Source organism: Rheinheimera sp., assembly GCF_036782235.1.
Taxonomy (GTDB): Bacteria; Pseudomonadota; Gammaproteobacteria; order Enterobacterales; family Alteromonadaceae; genus Pararheinheimera.
In genome coordinates, this window is sequence record NZ_DAIPZL010000005.1 from 178,678 (window position 1) to 196,931 (window position 18,254).

Sequence of the window (18,254 nt, forward strand, 5' to 3'; positions counted from 1 at the left end):
CTTCAGGAGCTTCATGTGTTTGCGGTAGATTTTAAAGTACGGGATTACGAATGTGATATGCAGGGTATAGTGAATAATGCCGTGTATTTTAATTATCTGGAACATGCCCGCCATGAGTTTTTATTAAGTAAAGGCATTGATTTTGCCGCACTGGCACGTGATGGCATTCATCTGGTGGTGGTGCGCAGTGAAATGGACTACAAAGGCTCGCTGACCAGCGGCGATTTGTTTGCAGTTACAGTGCAGTATCAGCCAATTTCTAAGGTTCGCTTTGGCTTTCGCCAGCAAGTGGTCAGAAGCCGCGACGGCGCTGTGCTGCTGGATGCGCTGGTGACAGGCACGGCATTAAATCAACGTGGCCGGCCTTTTGTGCCTGACGCACTGGCGCTGCTGGCCAACGAATAAGCGCAGACGCCCGCCAGCTGCGGTTTCGCAAAAAACTGCAGCTTTGCTGCATTAAGGTGCCTTCGGGTACAACCCGGGTTGCAAAAACGGGATCAAGGCCAGTATTAACGCCTGTTGATAAACACTGCTGCGGCTGAGTCTGTGGCCTGTTAACAGCGCAATGGCACCACCGGCTTGTTTGATATTGTCGGTACCAAACAACGCGTCCATCACATCACCAAGCTCCTGACCCTGTTGCAGCTGTTGCAAGGCTGCAGGTGGTAACATCAGACTGGCCGAGCGGGCTTTGCCCAACACACCCCGGTGTTCTATCAGCATCCAGGCAAAAGTAAATTCCCCGTCCAGACCTGCTTCGATGCTGACATAAAAGTCGGCCTGCACCTGCTGTTTTAGTGTGTTGATGCGGTTTTGCGCGCCCAATAAAGTTTCTTCGCTGCTCATCGGCTGCGCTGCCACACCAGATGGCACGGCATAACCTTGCACTTCACAATGGATATCGGGGAAAACCTCAGTAAAACAATGCTGTACAGCTTTGATTTTGGCGGGGTTGGCTGAAGCGACGGCAATAGTCCAGTACTGAACACCGGGTTCTGTGAATAGTTGTGGTGACATCAGGCAAAAATCTTAGACAAAAACTACCGTTATCATACAGTGCCCCGCCACAGTATGCAGCAGGCAGTTTTTGTTAGCTTGTATGCTGCATCAACCGCAGGAACCCGACAGCTCGGAGATTGCACGCTGCACCTGCTCGTTACTTTGGCAAAACCCGACAAAAACCTCTGCAGTGTCATTGATCAGCATATTGCCCCGATCAGACTCGCGACTGGCCTGTTGCATGCTAGCAAGGGCGTTTTGCGTTAAAGTCAGATTGGTTTTTACGACGGTTTCGATATCTACTGTTGATTTACCAGTACTGGACGCCAGTTGCCGGACTTCATCGGCCACAACGGCAAAACCACGACCGTGTTCGCCAGCTCTGGCCGCTTCAATAGCTGCATTTAATGCCAGCAGGTTTGTTTGTTCGGCAATATGGCGAATGGTGCTGACCATGGCATAAATCGCCTGTGACTGTGTAGCCAGCTGTTGCAGCAGTGCTGCTGCATGATTCACTTCTTTATTGACCAGGCCTGTACTTTGTACACTTTGTTGTAGCAACAGCTCTCCCTGAGCAAAAAGTTCAGTGTTAAGTTGCTGAATTTGCTGCACTGTTTTTGTAGCCTGCTGTACGGCCTGGCGTTGGCGGATCAACGCCGTAATATCACTGGCAAACTTTACGACTTTTACAACACGGCGTTCTTCATCAAAGACCGGGTTATAGCTGGCCTCCAACCAGATTGAGTCGCCGGCGGCATTTTTACGTTCAAACTGGCCGGATTTAAACTGCCCCTGTTGTAACTCAAGCCAGAAATCCGGTTGTTGCTGATAAAAACCGTCAAAACAAAACATCCGGTGATGTTGACCGCTGATTTGTTCCAGACTGTAACCTACAGTGGTGAGAAAATTTTGATTGGCGTGCAGAATATGGCCGCAAGGGCTGAATTCGATAATGGCCTGTGATTTATGCAAAGCGGCAATAATGGCCTGTTGTTCCTGCTGCTGCCGGGTTTTAGTGCTGACGTCGGCAGCAAACTTAACCACTTTCACCACTTTGCCATGTTGTAACACCGGAAAATAAGTGGCTTCCAGCCAGATTTTCTGCCCTGATTTATGCAAGCGCATAAAAGTGTCAGCCTGACTGTGCCCCTGTGCTAACTGTTGCCAGAACAACTGGTAGCTTTTGCTCTGCTGATGTTCCTTGTCACAAAACATACTGTGATGGCGCCCACAAATCTCATCCCAGCGATAACCGACAGTGTCCAGAAAAGCTCTGTTTGCGTGCAAAATAGTGCCATCGGGTAAAAATTCAATCACGGCAATATTGCGTTCGATAGAGCTGATGTAATGTTGCACCGACTGCAGATCGTGCTGGCTTTGTTGTAAGGCAACTTTGAGTTTTTGATTAAACATAGGCTTTCCCTTGCTGCTAAATGTGTCTGAGCTGTGTTGACGCAATAACATGGGCAAGGGGTGCTGCTAGGAGAAAGTCAACAGGCGGCGACGGTATTAGTGAACCACCTTTGTGTCTACTGCAACCTGGCAACCTTAGTTTATTCACCTTAGGCCCATAGTTTTGCGTGTTCAGCTTTTCAACTGACTTGCCGGTTTTGATTTTAACTATCCGCAGCAATTTGAACAGCGCTAACAGATCAGCTGTGTTGCATCATTGAGATAACGATCTGATTTGGTTCGATATGTGAAATGTACAAAATTGTGCAGTGTGAAAAATTGTGGCATGGGCAAAAACTACAGTGATGCCCGTCAGCAGGTGCTGTAGTAAAAAACATCTGCAGGTTCAGAAGGTGTTGTTGATGGCCGATGGATACAGCGGCACAGCAAAAAACAAGCAGCTAGTTAGCACAAAGGAGCTTTACAGCTCCTTTGTGTTGGGGATTTTGCAGTGACTTAATTAACCGCCTAAACCCACATACACTGTTTGCACGTCGTCATCGTTGTCGATGGCTTCGAGGAAAGCTTCTACTTCGGCGCGCGCGGCGTCATCCAGGCTCACCGGGTTTTTCGGTTTATAAATCAGCTTGGCAGAGCTGACGCTAAAACCAAATTCCGGCAGGGCTTTTTGGACCAGGTCCAGATCGGTCGGTTCAGTGTAAAAAATCACACTGCCATCTTCATCCTGTTCAAAATCCTGAGCACCGGCTTCAATAGCGGCCACTTCTACATCAGCGTCTTTGTTGTCGGCTGTGGCTTCAATAGCGCCTAAATAATCAAAGTCCCATGACACTGAACCTGAAGTGCCAAGCTGACCTTTGCGGAACAGAATACGCATACTTTGGGCTGAACGGTTTTTGTTGTCGGTTAAACATTCAACAATGACCGGCACCTGATGTGGGGCAAAACCTTCGTACACGACGTGCTCGTAGTTCACCGGGCCATCCAGTAAACCAGCACCTTTTTTAATGGCGCGTTCCAGCGTGTCTTTTGGCATTGAAGCTTTGCGGGCGGTTTCAATGGCTAAACGCAGTTTGGCGTTCATTGAAGGGTCGGCGCCGTTTTTTGCCGCCATCATAATTTCTTTGGCTAATTTGGTAAAAATACGGCCTTTGGCCGCTGCAGTATCCTGCTTATGTTTTGCTTTCCATTGTGCGCCCATGGCTACAATCTCGCTCTGTGCTGTGTGATCAAAGAAAATGCCGTAGTCTAGCCAAAGGGCCTGACCGGCGCAACAGCCACAGTGGGTACTGCAAGCGGATTTATGTTCTGTGCTAGAATGCCGGCAGTTTTTTGGCAAAGAGAAGTGATGAAGTTGCTATTATCCAGGTTTAAAAAATTAACGCTGTTGTTATCCGTATTTAGTCTGGGTTGTCTGAGTCTGGCGTTGCATGCTCAACCTTTAGAAGAGCAGGTGAGCGCACCTGCGGTTGTTGAAGCAACCACTGATGTCGAAGCTACGATGAAGTTGATGGCGCTTTATTATAAAAAAGCGCTTACTGCTGTTGATATTTCGCAAATGCAAAATGAAATCAATGCATTACAACATGAAGTTGCAAGTGTACAACAATATCAGTTTCCCTCTGAAAAGCAGCCTGTATTCCAGAAAGGCCTGATGGAAGTGCAGCAACAATTGACGCTGGTACAACAGACGCTGAGTACAGGCGATCTGGCACTTGCAAAACAACAGCTGGCTCAAGTGGATCATCTGAAAAAACAATATCATAAAAAGCGCAGCCCAAGTTTCTGGCAATTGTTGTTTGGCGGTTAACACCTGGTGAAGGTGAGCAGTCTGAAGAAAATACGAGGGAACAGTCCAGTATGAATAGCTATGTGATGGTCGCTCTGGCAGCTTTTGGTATTGGCCTGGTGACAGGTAAATTAATTTATCAGCAACCGCCGCAACTGGTGGCAGTGCCTGCTATTGGCGCTGTGCCGGAAGAATATCTGGCACCTGTCAGCACAGGCGCTGCCGGTATTGCTGAGGGAAAAACAGCGCATAACACCAACCCTGACCAAGGCACTTTGTTTAGTGAAGCCGCCACAAACAGCAGTTTTTCCTGTGATGGCAGAACCATGTGCAGTCAGATGAATTCAAGGGAAGAAGCAGAGTATTTTATTAAAAACTGCCCCAATACCAAGATGGATAGTGATTTTGACGGCGTTCCCTGTGAAAGGGATAGCCGCTGGTAAGCACTGCGCCCTGCAGGTAGCAGGTCCAGTAAGCCAACCAATAAGCCAAAGTGACCTTTGTTGCCTGTGATGCCGCTGATGCCCATAGCGCCTTGAAGTCAGTCAGATCTGAAAACAAAAACAGCAGCCCATGGTGCTGCTGTTTTTTTTACAAGACGATGTGTTTAAAAACTCAGCTTTTAGTGCTGGTGATCACAGTCGTCATCACATTCGTGATCGTCAGCAAAATCGTCGTCGCCGTCCTGATGTTGCATCACACCCCAGCCGTCGTTATAACCGCCAAATTTTTTCGCAAATTTGTCCAGTTCGGCTTCTTTGGCGGTGATAGCGGCATGGTCCGGCACCATATTCAGGCTGACAATCAGTTCCCATTGCTCCAAATCGTTAAAATTCAGTTCAACTTCGCCACCTTCATCCAGTGCTGTTAACGCATTCAGTGCGGTTTCGGCTTTTTGTTTGTCCGGAAATACTAAATAAAAATCCAGCTCCAGGCTTTTGCTCAGATCCACACCGGCGTCAGCCAGTGCCTGTAGCATATCGCCGTTGCCATCATCCGGGAATTGACTCATTGGGCTCTCCGTGAAGCAATAGTAGGGGAAAATTCTGCGCGCTAGTTTAGCAAGTTTTTAAAATGTCCGGCAGTTAATTTCCTGCGCCAGCTTGCTGCGCTGCGTTGTATTGCACAACAAAAGCCTGCAGGCTTGGAAAAAACTGCAAAAACAATTGCTCAAACTGCTGTTGATGGGTGCTGAAGTCGGTGATAGCACCGGAGAATTCGTTGGCAAAACGCAAACGACCAGCGATACGATCCAGCGCCTCGCCAATACCGTCAAGTGAAGCATAACTGCCAAACCAGTCCTGTGGCACCAGATAACTGATGGTGGTTGCCATGCGCTCCGGCATCAAAGCTCTGTCCTGCCACAGCTGCTGATAAAGACGGCTTTTGTACACTACAAAAGGTTCAGGGTGAAAAGCCGGCCAATGTTTGATTAAGTAGTGATCAAACAATAAATCCAGCGCCACTCCGGCAAAACGACGGCGTTTGGCGGCAAATAATAATTTGGCCTCACGCACTTCTGGTGCAGCGTCGGTAAAACGGTCGATGGCTCTGTGCTGCATCAGGCCGGCCTTTGTTGCGGGGGAAAGCGCCGTTAAATCAACACCACGGCAAAAATCCCCTAATAAATTGCCAATCCGCGATTCAGGGCTGTTGCCGGCAAAATATAAATGAGCCAGATAGTTCATCTTTGGCCTGCATTGCAGCCTGCATGGTGCACCATCATGCAGTTACTCAGACTCAGGCACACAAGATTTGATATAAGAACACTTATGTTTTTTGGCATAAGAAACAATCGCTTGTTGCATCTGAGTTTGATGGGGCGAACGTGCCGACAACACATAAAAAGTATCAATGGCACTGATTGCCTTACGCTCTAGGTTTTTCAGTATGCTGGCATCTTTGGCTTTTGCATAGGCGCGAAACGGGCCGTCGTAAGTTAACAAATGCTGGCTGCGCTGATGCAAAAATAAGTCGCTGGCGCTGATGGCATCGGGTAAATCCACAGGAATAAAACCACGTTCAAGCAATTTGGCTCTTTGGCCCTGGTAGTCAAAACCACGGATCAGCGCAACTGAGTTATCTCTGGGCGCCTGACCACGGTTTTTATGGCTGTACATCACCAGCTGCAGCTCTGAGTAGGGCGTTGCCACAAACAAATGTTGCCCCTGCTGCGGTGCCAGTGCTTTGGTGCTTTTAATATTGATGCTTAAATCCAGCTCACCGCTGTCAAGCAGCAGATACATCCGCGCCGGGGTGACACAGACAGCTTCTACTTCAATCTGCTGCATGGCAAAAATGCGGCGGGTCAGCTCAAAGCCTGGCCCACCACAACTTTGGCCATCGCTGCTGACAATAAAATCAGGCGGAAAATTATGCAGTCCCATTTTGATCCGTAATGGCGCTGACGCCGCACAGGGCAGCGCAGCAAAAAGGATGGCGAGTACCAACGCACAGCGCAATTTGACAAAGACGGCTAATAAGGGTGTTCTGGCCTGCATAACATCACCTGGAGTTACTTCTGGCTTTGAGTATGAAAAGCCTGATGCTTAGTTTCAAGCCTTTTGTGATGGCCTGGCAAATAAGGTCTGGGCAATACCGCAGGCTAAAATCAGCAAAACACCACTGATTTGCAGCAGGCTGAGGTTCTCCTGAAACAACAGCCAACCGGCCAGGATCACGGCCACAGGTTCAATATAAGCCAAAGTGCCATACACCCGGGTCGGCAGATGCTGCAGCGCGGTCAGCGTCCACAAAATAGCTAAAAACCCCGGGAAAATGCCAGCCAATAATATCCAGGGTAGATCCGCGCTGGCTGGTAAGGCGGCGTCTTGCCAAAACGGCAACACACACAAAGCGCCGATGGCCAGCTGGTAAAAGGTGCGCTGGTACAAAGACTGCGCCGGGTCTGGTTTTCGGTTGAGCAGTAAAAAAGCGCTGTACGCCAATAACGACAACAAACCATACCCAAAACCGGGCAATTGCGCCGGGGTTAAAGCTAAATCCAGCTGAAATTGTTGCAGCATGGCAAAACCCAGCATGGCAAAAACAATACATAAACTACTGGCAAGATTCAGTTTTTCATGAAAAAGCCAGTGGGCGGCAAGACTGGTCAGCGGCGGGGCCAGGTACACCAGCATAATGGCGTTGGCCAGGCTGATAGTCTGGATAGCCTGTAAAAAACACAACATAAAACTGGCGAGCAGCACACCGTTTAGCCACACATGCCAATCAGGTTTGTGTGTGAGCACTTTGAGTTGCCCACGTGCCAACAGCAGCAGCGCCAGGCAAAAAGCCCCGACAAAAAGCCGGTAGAAAGTGAGTTCAGCAGCGCCAAGGCCGGAATAACGCGCGATAATGCCGCTGCTGGCCATACAAAGGGCGGACAACAGCGCCAGTACTACATAAAAATTCACATCTGATCCTTAGTTGGCCGCAGGTTAACCTTGGCTGGGGCCAGTGTTTATTGGCTTGCCGGCAAAGCTGTGATTTCAGACAAATCGTGCCGGCAGGCACCTGCTACAGATGCAGCAGGCGCCAGTTGTTATTGTGCCGCACTCCATAACAGGGCTTTGTGGATCACCGCCTGATTCAGTGGGCCGGTCTGACCGCCTTTGCCGCCGGTGTAAAGGGCAAAATGTTGCAGATAACTCATATTAAAACCATCCACAATGCTGATCTGACATTCGGTGCCGGCCTTGGCTTCAAAGCTGGCCACAGTCGATATACCAGCTTCAGTGGCTGTGGCCAGATGCGGCATCACTAAGCTGCTTTGTTGCAGTGGCAGGCCAGGGCATTGCACCTGTGCCTGTTTTACCACAGCGGTAATACCGGTATTTACCGGGCCGTTGTCGATAAAATACTCCAGAGCCAGCCGCTGGGTGCCACTGTGGTTGATTTTGGCGCTCAGCTGCAGTTTTTGCTCCGGCAAACCCCAATTTTTAAACACCGGTAAACCCAGATAATCAGTGGCGGTTAAATCATCACTTTGTAAAGTGTCGCCTGCCACAAACTGTTGCTGTTGGCCTGCTGTGCAGACAGTGCGGCTTGGTAGTGAGGTTAACGCAGTATCGGTGTAACTTTGCACCAGGGCATAACATTGCGAAACATGACCAGGGTCTTTATCCAGATAATGATCCCGCTGTTTTTTCAATTGCACTTTTGCGCCGTTTTTATACAGGATAAAACGGGTTTTTGTTTCACCATTGGCGTCAAATTTCAGTAAGATTTCACCTTTGTCGGTACTGGTCAGGCTTAATAATGGCTGTTTTGGCGCAAACAACGCCCTTTGTTCAGCTGTGCTCAGTTTCTGGTTGTCGGCCACTTTTAACATTCTGACTGGGCTTTGCTGCTGGGCTACAGGCGTAAGCACCATGTCAATCTGGTTTTGTTCAGTAGAAAAATCATCCAGTTGCAGCTGCAGTTGATGCGCTGAGGTTAAGGCTTGTGCCACGCCATTGATCCGCACTTCGGACAGCTGATAACTTTGTTGTTTGCTGGCTTTGCCCTGCAGCTGCAAGGTCAGTTGTACTCTGTTGCTGCCAAGACGCAGATTTTCCAGTTTCAGTTCGTTGCCAAGCTGCAGATCCTGCGCCAGCTGTGCCGGAATATAAGGGTTCAGCACCAGAGTACGGCCGGATACCGCCACACCAAATAAAGCGTTCACGATAAAGTCGTGATAAGCGGCTACAGACCAGAGCTGGCGCTCAGAGTTAATCACAGGACCGGATAACTCACCGTCATCGACATGGGCTTTTTGGCTCAACCATTCGAGATTTTCCATATTGGATAAATTAAAAGCCGCGCCCTGAAATAACGACATGGCAATTTTATGGAACAGTTCCGCATGTTGGCGTGACTTGGCCGCTCTTAACGCATAAGCGCTGACAAAAGGCCAGATGGCTCTGTTGTGGTAAATCGGAATTTGTTGTTTTGCCGGAAACAACACGGGTGGACCGGCCTGGGTCAGCGGATAGTTTTGTAAAATCTGGTCGGCCTGCGCGCTTGATGCCACCTGATGGTTAATAGCCAGCGCTAAACCCAATAAATCATATTGTTGCACCGGCATAGGGTTAAATTCTTCGCCGAGATAACTGGCATATAAACCTTGTTCCGCCAGCCAAAATGACTGGTTAATGGCGGTTTTCAGCTCATCGGCCCAGCGGGCAAATTGTGGCGCTGCCGCTGGCTCCTGGGTTTTGGCTGCTTCTGCAACCGCCTTGAGTGCGGCGTAGTGCAGCACATTGGTTGAGAGTGCATAAGACTGAGCCAGAAAGCGGGTATCTTTGGCTGTCCAGTCCGGATAATTTTGCTCGCGCCAGTCTAAAAAGGACGTTTCGCCCCGGTATAACCCCAGTTTTTCGCTGAAGATATATTGCCTGTCCTGCAGCAGGGTATTTTTGGCAATGGGGTACCACTGCGCTTGCCAGGCTTGCTGCGCTTCAGTGCTGCTGCTATCGGCCATAGCGTTTAGCGTCAGGCCGCTGGCGGCTAAAATCCATACCACCCGGTCTGAGCTGACAGGCCAGCTGCCGCCTGAGCCAGTGTCCTGCAGCGCCACTTCAATAGGCGACACCTGACGGGCCACCAGTTCGGGCCGCACTTTGGAGGTTTTAAATAACAATGAGTTTCGGGCGCGCTCCGGGTCGAGATAACCCAGGCCCAAATCCAGGCTGTAGGATAAATCGCGGGTCCAGACATAATGCCATTTGGCACCGGTTTCAAAACAAGGGCAGGGCACTGCCTGCTGATCGTTAAAACCCCAGTCGGTAATTTCATTGACGCTGTTCTGGTTTTTTTCCAGCTGCGCCAGGCTAAACAGGGCGTCAAATAACACATTCTGGCTACGAACCTGCAAATCGCCGGCACTGACACTCAGAGTTTTTGTTTTAACGGTTTGCACTGGCTCGGTGCTGGCGCTGCCATCGGCACTTTTGAGCGGCACAGCATTACTTTGCAGGTTAAATTCCCGCTGACCATCGGCCAGCAATAAAGCCTCTATGTTCACCTTGCCAAATTTATTGGCATATTGCCGCTGCTGCTGGCTGGCTTCGCTGTTGGCCCAGGCACTCTGGCTCAGGCCGACTAAGGTGGAGAAAAGTCCCAAAGCAAAATAAGAGCGCATAAGCATACCTGTCCTTGCCGATAGAATCGGTTTGAGTTTAACAGGCTCTTGGCGCTGAGTGTATGGTGCAGGGTACAAAAAACGCTGTCAGGCAAAGACTTAGCAATAAGTTAACAAGAAATGCAGCCATCAGCCGCTGATGCCGTTGATGTTTAGGTAGCCGCTATGGATGCCAAGGTGTTGTAGGAATGGTGCAAAAATACGGCTTGTGGTGGATCAGGCTTAGTGCCGGGCTGTGATAAGCCTGTATTTATTCTGCTGCCGGTGACAGACCAGTTAAAATCGCCTGCCGTTCTTTTTCAGTCAGCAAGGCTGAAAGGGCGGTACGCCTGCGGTATTTGCGGCTATGCGCGTCATCGCCAAGCAGGCTTTGCCGGAATAACTCTGGCTGATCCAGCTGCAATAAAGCAGTACTCCAGAACAGATATTCACCATGGCGCAGCAGCCCTTGCTGATAACGCTCGTCCAGCTGCTGCTGAATACGGGTCGCCTGCTGCGGCGCCGCCAGCAGTTTTTCCACCATGGCCTGATGTAATAACCAGATCTGCTGATCAAGCTGACGTTCTTTGGCTGAGCTTGCTGTTTTATTGCGGCGCTGTTGACGGCGTGATTTGGGTTGCCAGCCGGGTGTACTCACCAGTTGCCGCCGCTGTGTCACAGTGGTCGGCACTGTGGTTTCAGTTTGTGGTTCTTGTTGTTTTTGCTGCTGAGCCATACCGTTGTGTTATCTGCTGTTGTCGTTATTTTTTGCCGTTACCGCCTGCAACTTGCCTTTAATGAAAATTACGGGCAGCAGTTACAAGTTCAGGCAAACAGTGGTCCAGACTTTGTAGTTGTCCGGCGATAATATGGATCACTTCACCACTACGTTGTAACTGGCCGGCCACACTCAGAATTCGACTGGTTAAAAAAGCGGTTTTATCACGTTGTGCAATAGTGCGCCACACCACGACATTCACCAGTCCTGTTTCATCTTCCAGCGTGATAAAGGTTACACCACCTGCTGTGCCAGGGCTTTGCCGGCAGGTGACCAAACCCGCTACCTGCACCGGCAGTTGGTTGGCAAGTTTGGGCAAATTGATCGCCTGATGACTTTTTTTTAAAAAGCCGGCCTGACGTAATAATGACAGTGGATGTTCAGCCAGGCTGAGTCCCAGCTGGCGATAGTCTTCCAGTACGTTGCTGATGGCTTTGGGCGCCGGTAAAGGGCAGGGCGCAGGCTGTTCGGCCACAGCAAACAAAGGCAAATCTTCCAGTTTGTCCTGGAGCTGCCAGCGGCTGGCATAACGGTGGCCACTGAGCTGTTGTAAAGCGCCGGCACTGGCCAGTTTTTCCAGTTCAGCTCTGGCGACACCACATTGCCTCAGTGCAGCCAGTGAGGCAAAACCAGTTGCCGGGCGTTTTGTCAGCAGCAATGTTGTGCTGGCCTGAGACAGGCCTTTCACCAGTTGCAAACCAAGCCGTAATGCCAGGCCATCTGCTGTTGTTTCTATCTGATGTTGCCAGGCCGAATGCTGGATACACACCGGCAGAATGGTCACTCCTTGCCTGCGGGCATCCTGCACCAGCTGCGAGGCACTGTAAAAACCCATAGGTAAGCTATTGAGTAGGCTTGTAAAAAACTCAAGCGGGTAATAATGTTTTAACCAGGCGGAAGCATAAGCCAATAACGCAAAACTGGCTGAATGTGACTCGGGAAAACCATATTCACCAAAACCACAAATTTGCTGGAAAATCTGTTCGGCATATTGCTGGCTGTAGCCTCTGGCCAGCATGCCGGCAATCAGTTTGGGTCTGAATTGCTCCAGTTCACCGGTTTTTTTCCAGCTGGCCATGGCACGGCGCAGTTGGTCGGCTTCACCGCCGCTAAAACCTGCCGCCACCATCGCCAGTTTAATCACCTGCTCCTGAAAAATGGGGACGCCCATGGTGCGGCCCAGCACCTGCTCCAGCTCTTTAGACGGATAACTGACAGGTTCGAGGCCTGCACGGCGGCGTAAAAACGGATGCACCATATCACCCTGAATAGGGCCTGGCCGCACTATGGCGATTTGGATCACCAGATCATAAAAACAGGCCGGTTTGAGTCTGGGCAGCATGCTCATCTGGGCACGGGATTCAATCTGAAAAAGCCCGACTGTATTGGCTTGCTGGATCATCTGATACACCGCCGGATCGTCGCCGCTGTTGCTGATATCGGCCAGCGTCAGCGCTGTAGCGGCACTGTTATTCACCAGTTGCAGGCATTTTTTCAGTGCGCTCAGCATACCAAGCGCCAGAATATCAACTTTGAGCAAACCCAGGGTTTCCAAATCGTCTTTATCCCACTGGATCACGGTGCGTTCGCTCATGCTGGCATTTTCCACCGGGACCAGCTCATACAAAGGTCCGGCTGAAATGACAAAACCACCCACATGCTGGGATAAATGCCTCGGAAAACCACGAATTTGGCTGATCAGGCTGATCAGCTGCTGGTGTTTGGGCTCGGCCGGGTCAAAACCATAGTTGGTCAGTTGCTGCCACCAGCTTTGGCTGGAGTCACGCCTGTTGATCTGCTGCAGCCATTGCTCCAGTTGCAACGGGTGAAAACCCAGCGCTTTGCCAACATCACGCAGGCTGCTGCGAAAACGATAACTGACCACAGTGGCGGCCAAAGCAGCTCTTTGCCGGCCATATTTGCGGTAAATATACTGAATCACTTCTTCGCGCCTTTGATGCTCAAAATCCACATCAATATCAGGGGGTTCGGCCCGCTCTTTTGAAATAAAACGTTCAAACAACACCGATATTTTTCGCGGATCCACAGCTGTAATGCCAAGGCAATAACAGACCACTGAGTTAGCGGCTGAGCCCCGGCCCTGATACAAAATGTGCTGGCTTTTGGCAAAGTGCACCAGATCGGCAATGGTCAGAAAATAATAGGGGTAATTCAGCTCAGCAATCAGCGCCATTTCTTTATCAATAATCTGCTGAATATCGGCAGGCACGCCGCCCGGGAAACGATCATCGGCGCCCTGGCTGACCAGTTGCTGCAGATGTTCAATCGCAGTTTTGCCTTTTGGTACCAGCTCAGCCGGGTATTCGTATTGTAAGCTGCCAAGGTTAAAGTGGCACAAAGCGGCGATGTGACAGCTTTGCTCAAGTAAAGCTGCATCAAACAGCCGCTGCAGCTTGGCGATTGGCCTTAAACAACGTTCGGCATTTGGGCTTAATGCAAAACCGGCTTGTTCAACTGTGGTGCCAAGGCGGATGGCGGTCAGCACATGCTGGAGCGGCAACATGCTGGCCTGATGCATCAGTACTGCGCCTACAGCAGTGCTGCGCAGCCCAAACTCCCGGGTAAGTGCCTGACAATGCTGCTGATATTGGGCATCTGTTGCAGTTAACAATCTTTGCTGAGCCAGATATAGCCGCTGCTTAAAATGCTGCACCAACCAGCGCGCCCAGCGTCTGTCTGCCGGGCCGCCTTGTGGCAACCAGAGCACCAGGCAATAACGGCAACTTTTTAAATCCCAGATATTCAGCTGATACTGGCCTTTGCTGGCGCGGCGGCGGCTATTGCTGATAATACGGCACAGCTCAGCATAAGCGGCACGGCAAGGGCACAGCAGTACCAGTTCTAAGTCGGGCGGCAATTTGAATAAAGAGCCCACAATCAGCTTTAGCGGCAGTTGTTGCTCACGAATACGCCGGTAAGCGCGAACCACACCAGCCACTGAACATTCATCAGTGATGGCAAGCGCCTGATAACCAAGTTGTTGAGCGTTATCAACCAGTTGCTCCGGGCTGGAAGCACCGGTTAAAAAAGAAAAATTGCTTTGGCAAAACAGCTCTGCATAAGTCATCAGGCAAAATACCCCTGCACATACCAGCCCGTTCTGTCTTTAAACAACCAGCACCATTGGCCTTTGCAATTGCGGCCAATCTGATAATCACGTTCTATTGGCTGGCCGTCCCACCAGCCGCTGACCAGGCGTTCGACTCCGGGTTGTAACTGTATCGGCTCCTGGAGTGGTACAGGTGTTGTCAGTAAAAAAGCAGGTCTGAATAAGTCAAAGTTGTGGTCCTCCGCATGCTGTAATTTGGCAGCTGGAGTTTTTCCCTTATGCTTTGCTGCTGTGCCCTGGGTTGTTGTATTGTCTGCTGCTTCCTCCGTAGTCCAGGCACTTGCCAAAGTTGTAGTGCAGGCACTCTGATACGAAGTGTCGCTGATAGGGCGGTTTTTTGTTTTTAGTGGTGGCACAGTGCCGCTGCTTAATGGCAGGCACTGGTTGGCTTTGTCTGGTCTGTGTGCTGGTACAGTGTTGAGCTGGAACAGCAGCTTTGGGCCAAATTTAGCCAATAACAAAGATTGCAGCTGAGCAGGTGTCAGGGCTGTCGTGGAACGGTCAAACAAGGCCAGTGCCTGCTCAGGGCGCAAACAAGTTTGCCTGGCACCAAGTTTCAGCTGAACCACAGGCGCTTTGAGTTTCAGCTGCTCCAGCTGCAGCTGGCATAAAGTCAGCCAGCGCTGGTACTGATATTCTCCCTGGGCTGACTGGATCGACAGCTGTAAAGGTTCTCCTTGTTGCAGCTGTAACTGCAGCTCCAGCAGATAACAATGTTGTGCCCGCTGCAGCAAATACGCCTGTAGTTTTTTTAACAATAAGGTTAGCGGCCCTTGCAACTGCGCGACAACCTCACACTGATACAACAGCTCTAACTGTGCCGAAAACTGCTCAGGCGGTTGATAAAACTGCAGGTCGGATGGGCGCTCGCCACTAAGCTCCTCTAAATAAAGACACAGCGTTTTTGCAAAACGCCGGCTCAGTTCAGCTTTAGGCAATGCCTGTAACTGCGAAAGCCGAACTATACCCAAAGCACTGAGCTGCTGCAGCACATCGTCGGGCAGTGGGCTGGCTGCCAGATTGCAATCTGCCGGGCTGGCCTGTTGTAAGTTTGTGGCCAGTTGCTGCAGCTGTGTTGGCGGGGTTCTGTTGTCTGCTTTGCTTGCCAATGGCGCTGCTGTGGTTTTTATCTGTGTTTTTGCCCCATTTTGGCAGTTTGACATTGTTTCAGGCGTAAAAAACGGCAGTGTAACAGGCCGGTCACAGGCCAATAAACGGGCGGCAGCCGCTGTGTGGCCAGCGCCCAGCATAATATGCACCCTGGGTAATTGTTGACGCAGCAATAACAACAAAGGCGCCAGCCCACCATAAAGCTGCAGCATAGGATCAACTCTCAGCCATAAAGCTGCCGGTGCATCCAGCGCTATATCGGCACAATACAGATACAACAGGCTGGCCAGCTGTTGCAGTTGATGGTGTTCCAGCTCAGGCTGATAAGGGATGAGCTGTACATCAGGCACCAATGCACAGGCCATGCTGATGTTATGCCCCAGGCAAATACCGGCCTGCTGCGCCGCCTTATTGAGCTGACAGACCTGTAGTTTTTGATTGTCTATCAGGCAAATAGCAGGTTCAGCTCCGGTTTTTATGGTGCTGTCACAGTGGGGTTGTGCGCTGAGCTCCTGATACAACAAATCAAGTTGCAATGAAGGAAAACGCAGATATAACCAAAGTGTATTCATTGCTGGTTGCTCAGGCAGTGTGACTCAGAGGCTGTGCAGCTGTGCCGCTTCTGGTGTGATGGACTGAACTTGTTTTGGTGACACTGGCAGCAACACAGAGCTGCGGGTAATGTTGTTGCCAGTCCAGCACAATAGCGCCGCGGTGATGACCTCCTCTGCGTTTTAAAATCTCAATGGCAATGCCAAGCGGGTGGGGGCTCAGTTGCATACTGAGCGCCACCGGCAGCGCAAGTTGTGATTGTGGTGGTCTGAGAAGCAAATGACAGGATTGGCCTTGTTCAGCACAAAGTTGCAGCCTTTTCAGCTGGGCTACCGAAAGGTTGGCCTGCCATTGTAATACGGCACTGCAACAGCCACTTTTTAAACAGACTTCGGCGGCCCAGAAGGCATCTTTGGCATTGTGTGGCGTTAAAATCAGCAGCTGAGACAACTGCAGGCCGGCCTGCAGCAGCATTTGGGCGCAAAGCTTTAGCGGCGGAGCAATAAAAACCAGCAGCTTGCCCTGTTGCTGTTGTTGCAGCAGCGGCAGTAATAACCGCAGCTCCCCAATCCCAATCTGACTTTGAATATCAATCACGGTATGCAGTGGCCAGCCACCGGCCAGCGCCTGATCTAATTCATAAAAGCCGGTACTGACCACAGCAGTGGTTGCCTGCACTTCACTCAGTCGCCAGACTTTTCCTGTGGCTGTTAGTTTTGACAACACAGACATAAACACACACCAAGATATACTGTATATAAATACAGTATATCTTGCTTTTTACACAGTGCAATTTTTATCTGGGGCTGGTTGTGCTGCCAGCTTGTAACAAATTGTTGGAGCAGGCCGTGATAAACCTGGTGAAGTGCGTTAAAAATCAGTAGGTTGAATGGAACTCTGCCGTTCATCCCTGCTCTGTTGTTACATCGCAGATCGGCAAACTAACAACCTTTTTGTCATCCCATGCAACTATTAAACGGAGTTCTGGTGTGCCGGTCTGGCAGTGCATCATCAGTACCCGGGAGCCGCGTTAATGCGGTAAACAATGGAATGAGGCAGGAGTAACATTATGCGAGTATTCAAAGCTGTTTTGCTTGGGGTTTGTATGCTGGGCGCCAGTGCTGCACAGGCAGCAATTTATGTGGCTGCTGATGACAGTCCGGCAACCCGTTTGTGTGTGAGTGCAGCCATGGACGTTCCTATACGCTTTGTGATGAATATGCGCGAAAGCAATATGACACGTCCTTTTATTGCCAATCGTATTACCTGTAATGGCAAAAATATTACCGCTTTTGCTTATGAAACCGGTAACATCAAAAATTATCAGAGATTAAGCCGTTATCATCGTGGATTTGTTGAGATCAGCGATCTGGCAAAAGCACCGATGGTAAAACCTACAGATACTGTTGTTGCCATTCAGGGTGGGAATATTGCGGTATTTGCCAGCAATTAACCTTGGTGGTTATGGTGGTCTGGATAAGCCCCGGCATGATGCCGGGGTTATTTTTTTCAGATGTTTGAAACTCTGATCTGGATGTGCGGGCATTGCGTAATGCCTGCACACCGATACAAGGATCTCGTATTTCGTTAGCTAACGTTTTGGTCGTAGTGCCATTTTGACCTGGTTTTGTTACGTTACTTTTGGCAATTATTTGTAATAATCAGTACTTGTTGAGACATCAAATTTTCGAGGTTGTTATCAGTCAGCTCAGCATTGGCAGAAATTTAGGCCAGCATCGCGGTATTATTTTTGATTTAGATGGCACTCTGGTTGATTCACAACTGGACTTCGCCTTGTTGTGTCAGCTACTGGGCTGGCCCGTGGGTACCGCTATTCTGGAGCATTTAGCCACTTTAGCTGAGGCTGAACAGCAAAAAGCCCGTCACATCATCGAAGATTTTGAATTGTCAGCTGCTGCCAGGGCCAGTTGGATGCCGGGGGCTGCTGCATTGCTTCAGTTGCTGAAACAGCAGTCTGTACCTAGCGCTATCTTAACCCGCAATACCCGTAAGGCCACTTTGCTTTGTATGGAAAATCTCGGGCTTGAGGTGGATGTGATCCTGACCCGCGATGATTGTCCGGCGAAACCTGATCCTGCCGGTTTACAGCAAATTGCCGCACAATGGCAAATGCCCTGTACTGAATTGCTGTTTGTCGGGGATTATTTGTTTGATTTACAAACCGCTGCAAATGCCGGTATGCCTTCTTGTTTATATCGCAATACCCACAATGGCCATTTTGCCGCCAGTGCCGATTTTGTCATTGATCATTTTATTGAACTGCATCAGCTTTATGACAGATAAAGTGGAGAGCCGCTACTATCGGCACAGACATTCGCAACTGATATTGCTAAACTACAAAGCAATTCGCTAAGTCAAT

The 18,254-nt window shown here is 50.0% G+C and carries 17 protein-coding genes, 1 pseudogene and 1 riboswitch; of the genes and pseudogenes, 5 read left to right on the top strand and 13 right to left on the bottom strand.

The annotated features are described in order from the left end of the window. Positions 1-15 precede the first annotated feature (15 nt). Positions 16-405: an acyl-CoA thioesterase gene (locus V7P87_RS08245; RefSeq protein ID WP_333797012.1), complete on the top strand. Its 390-nt coding sequence runs from the start codon at positions 16-18 to the stop codon at positions 403-405. Positions 406-456: 51 nt separating this feature from the next. Here the strand turns inward: V7P87_RS08245 and yjjX are convergent, their stop codons facing one another. The 4 genes and pseudogenes from yjjX to V7P87_RS08260 all read right to left on the bottom strand — a co-directional run bounded on the left by yjjX (position 457) and on the right by V7P87_RS08260 (position 3,613). Continuing rightward, positions 457-1,017: an inosine/xanthosine triphosphatase gene (yjjX, locus tag V7P87_RS08250; RefSeq protein WP_333797013.1), complete on the bottom strand. Its 561-nt coding sequence runs from the start codon at positions 1,015-1,017 to the stop codon at positions 457-459. 90 nt (positions 1,018-1,107) lie between these two features. Continuing rightward, positions 1,108-1,611, bottom strand: coding sequence for a methyl-accepting chemotaxis protein (locus V7P87_RS16710; protein WP_442967948.1), 504 nt, complete (start codon positions 1,609-1,611; stop codon positions 1,108-1,110). Positions 1,612-1,644: 33 nt separating this feature from the next. Beyond that, positions 1,645-2,463, bottom strand: a pseudogene (locus V7P87_RS16715) (PAS domain-containing protein); the annotation flags it as partial. 66 nt (positions 2,464-2,529) lie between these two features. Next, a riboswitch (cyclic di-GMP riboswitch) is annotated at positions 2,530-2,615 on the bottom strand. A 296-nt stretch (positions 2,616-2,911) separates the two neighbouring features. Then, a complete protein-coding gene (locus V7P87_RS08260) occupies positions 2,912-3,613 on the bottom strand; it encodes a YebC/PmpR family DNA-binding transcriptional regulator (protein ID WP_260656348.1) in 702 nt (233 codons plus the stop codon). Positions 3,614-3,760: 147 nt separating this feature from the next. Here V7P87_RS08260 and V7P87_RS08265 point away from each other — a divergent pair, with 147 nt between their 5' ends. Both V7P87_RS08265 and V7P87_RS08270 read left to right on the top strand, forming a co-directional pair. Next, positions 3,761-4,222 carry a cytochrome b562 gene (locus V7P87_RS08265; protein ID WP_333797015.1) on the top strand — a complete coding sequence of 154 codons (462 nt, stop codon included), beginning with the start codon at positions 3,761-3,763 and terminating at the stop codon, positions 4,220-4,222. 50 nt (positions 4,223-4,272) lie between these two features. Further along, the gene (locus V7P87_RS08270) at positions 4,273-4,644 is read left to right on the top strand and encodes an excalibur calcium-binding domain-containing protein (RefSeq protein WP_333797016.1); all 372 of its coding nucleotides are present in this window, start codon (positions 4,273-4,275) and stop codon (positions 4,642-4,644) included. 179 nt (positions 4,645-4,823) lie between these two features. On the opposite strand, the gene V7P87_RS08275 is transcribed toward V7P87_RS08270, so the two are convergent. The 9 genes from V7P87_RS08275 to imuA form a co-directional block, all read right to left on the bottom strand. Continuing rightward, entirely contained in the window at positions 4,824-5,213 is a 390-nt protein-coding gene (locus V7P87_RS08275) for a ribonuclease E inhibitor RraB (RefSeq protein WP_296300050.1), read from the bottom strand. Between the two features lie 73 nt (positions 5,214-5,286). Next, the gene (locus V7P87_RS08280) at positions 5,287-5,889 is read right to left on the bottom strand and encodes an acyl carrier protein phosphodiesterase (RefSeq protein ID WP_333797017.1); all 603 of its coding nucleotides are present in this window, start codon (positions 5,887-5,889) and stop codon (positions 5,287-5,289) included. Positions 5,890-5,931: 42 nt separating this feature from the next. After that, positions 5,932-6,702, bottom strand: coding sequence for a hypothetical protein (locus V7P87_RS08285; RefSeq protein WP_333797018.1), 771 nt, complete (start codon positions 6,700-6,702; stop codon positions 5,932-5,934). Positions 6,703-6,756: 54 nt separating this feature from the next. Further along, a complete protein-coding gene (locus tag V7P87_RS08290; RefSeq protein WP_333797019.1) occupies positions 6,757-7,617 on the bottom strand; it encodes an EamA family transporter in 861 nt (286 codons plus the stop codon). A 128-nt stretch (positions 7,618-7,745) separates the two neighbouring features. Continuing rightward, positions 7,746-10,325: a hypothetical protein gene (locus V7P87_RS08295; RefSeq protein WP_333797020.1), complete on the bottom strand. Its 2,580-nt coding sequence runs from the start codon at positions 10,323-10,325 to the stop codon at positions 7,746-7,748. A 250-nt stretch (positions 10,326-10,575) separates the two neighbouring features. Continuing rightward, positions 10,576-11,040 carry a hypothetical protein gene (locus tag V7P87_RS08300; protein WP_333797021.1) on the bottom strand — a complete coding sequence of 155 codons (465 nt, stop codon included), beginning with the start codon at positions 11,038-11,040 and terminating at the stop codon, positions 10,576-10,578. 58 nt (positions 11,041-11,098) lie between these two features. Then, positions 11,099-14,170: an error-prone DNA polymerase gene (locus V7P87_RS08305; RefSeq protein WP_333797022.1), complete on the bottom strand. Its 3,072-nt coding sequence runs from the start codon at positions 14,168-14,170 to the stop codon at positions 11,099-11,101. After that, a complete protein-coding gene (locus tag V7P87_RS08310; protein ID WP_333797023.1) occupies positions 14,170-15,894 on the bottom strand; it encodes a Y-family DNA polymerase in 1,725 nt (574 codons plus the stop codon). The genes V7P87_RS08305 and V7P87_RS08310 overlap by 1 nt, the downstream gene beginning before the upstream one ends. Before the next feature lie 10 nt (positions 15,895-15,904). Further along, positions 15,905-16,606 (bottom strand): translesion DNA synthesis-associated protein ImuA, encoded by a 702-nt coding sequence (gene imuA, locus V7P87_RS08315; RefSeq protein ID WP_333797024.1) that lies wholly within the window; start codon positions 16,604-16,606, stop codon positions 15,905-15,907. Between the two features lie 337 nt (positions 16,607-16,943). Between imuA and V7P87_RS08320 the strand changes: the two genes are divergently transcribed. After that, on the top strand, positions 16,944-17,327 hold the full coding sequence (locus tag V7P87_RS08320; RefSeq protein ID WP_333797025.1) for a DUF3718 domain-containing protein: 384 nt from the start codon (positions 16,944-16,946) through the stop codon (positions 17,325-17,327). Positions 17,328-17,545: 218 nt separating this feature from the next. Next, positions 17,546-18,178 carry an HAD family hydrolase gene (locus V7P87_RS08325; RefSeq protein ID WP_333797026.1) on the top strand — a complete coding sequence of 211 codons (633 nt, stop codon included), beginning with the start codon at positions 17,546-17,548 and terminating at the stop codon, positions 18,176-18,178. The last annotated feature ends 76 nt before the right edge of the window (positions 18,179-18,254 follow it).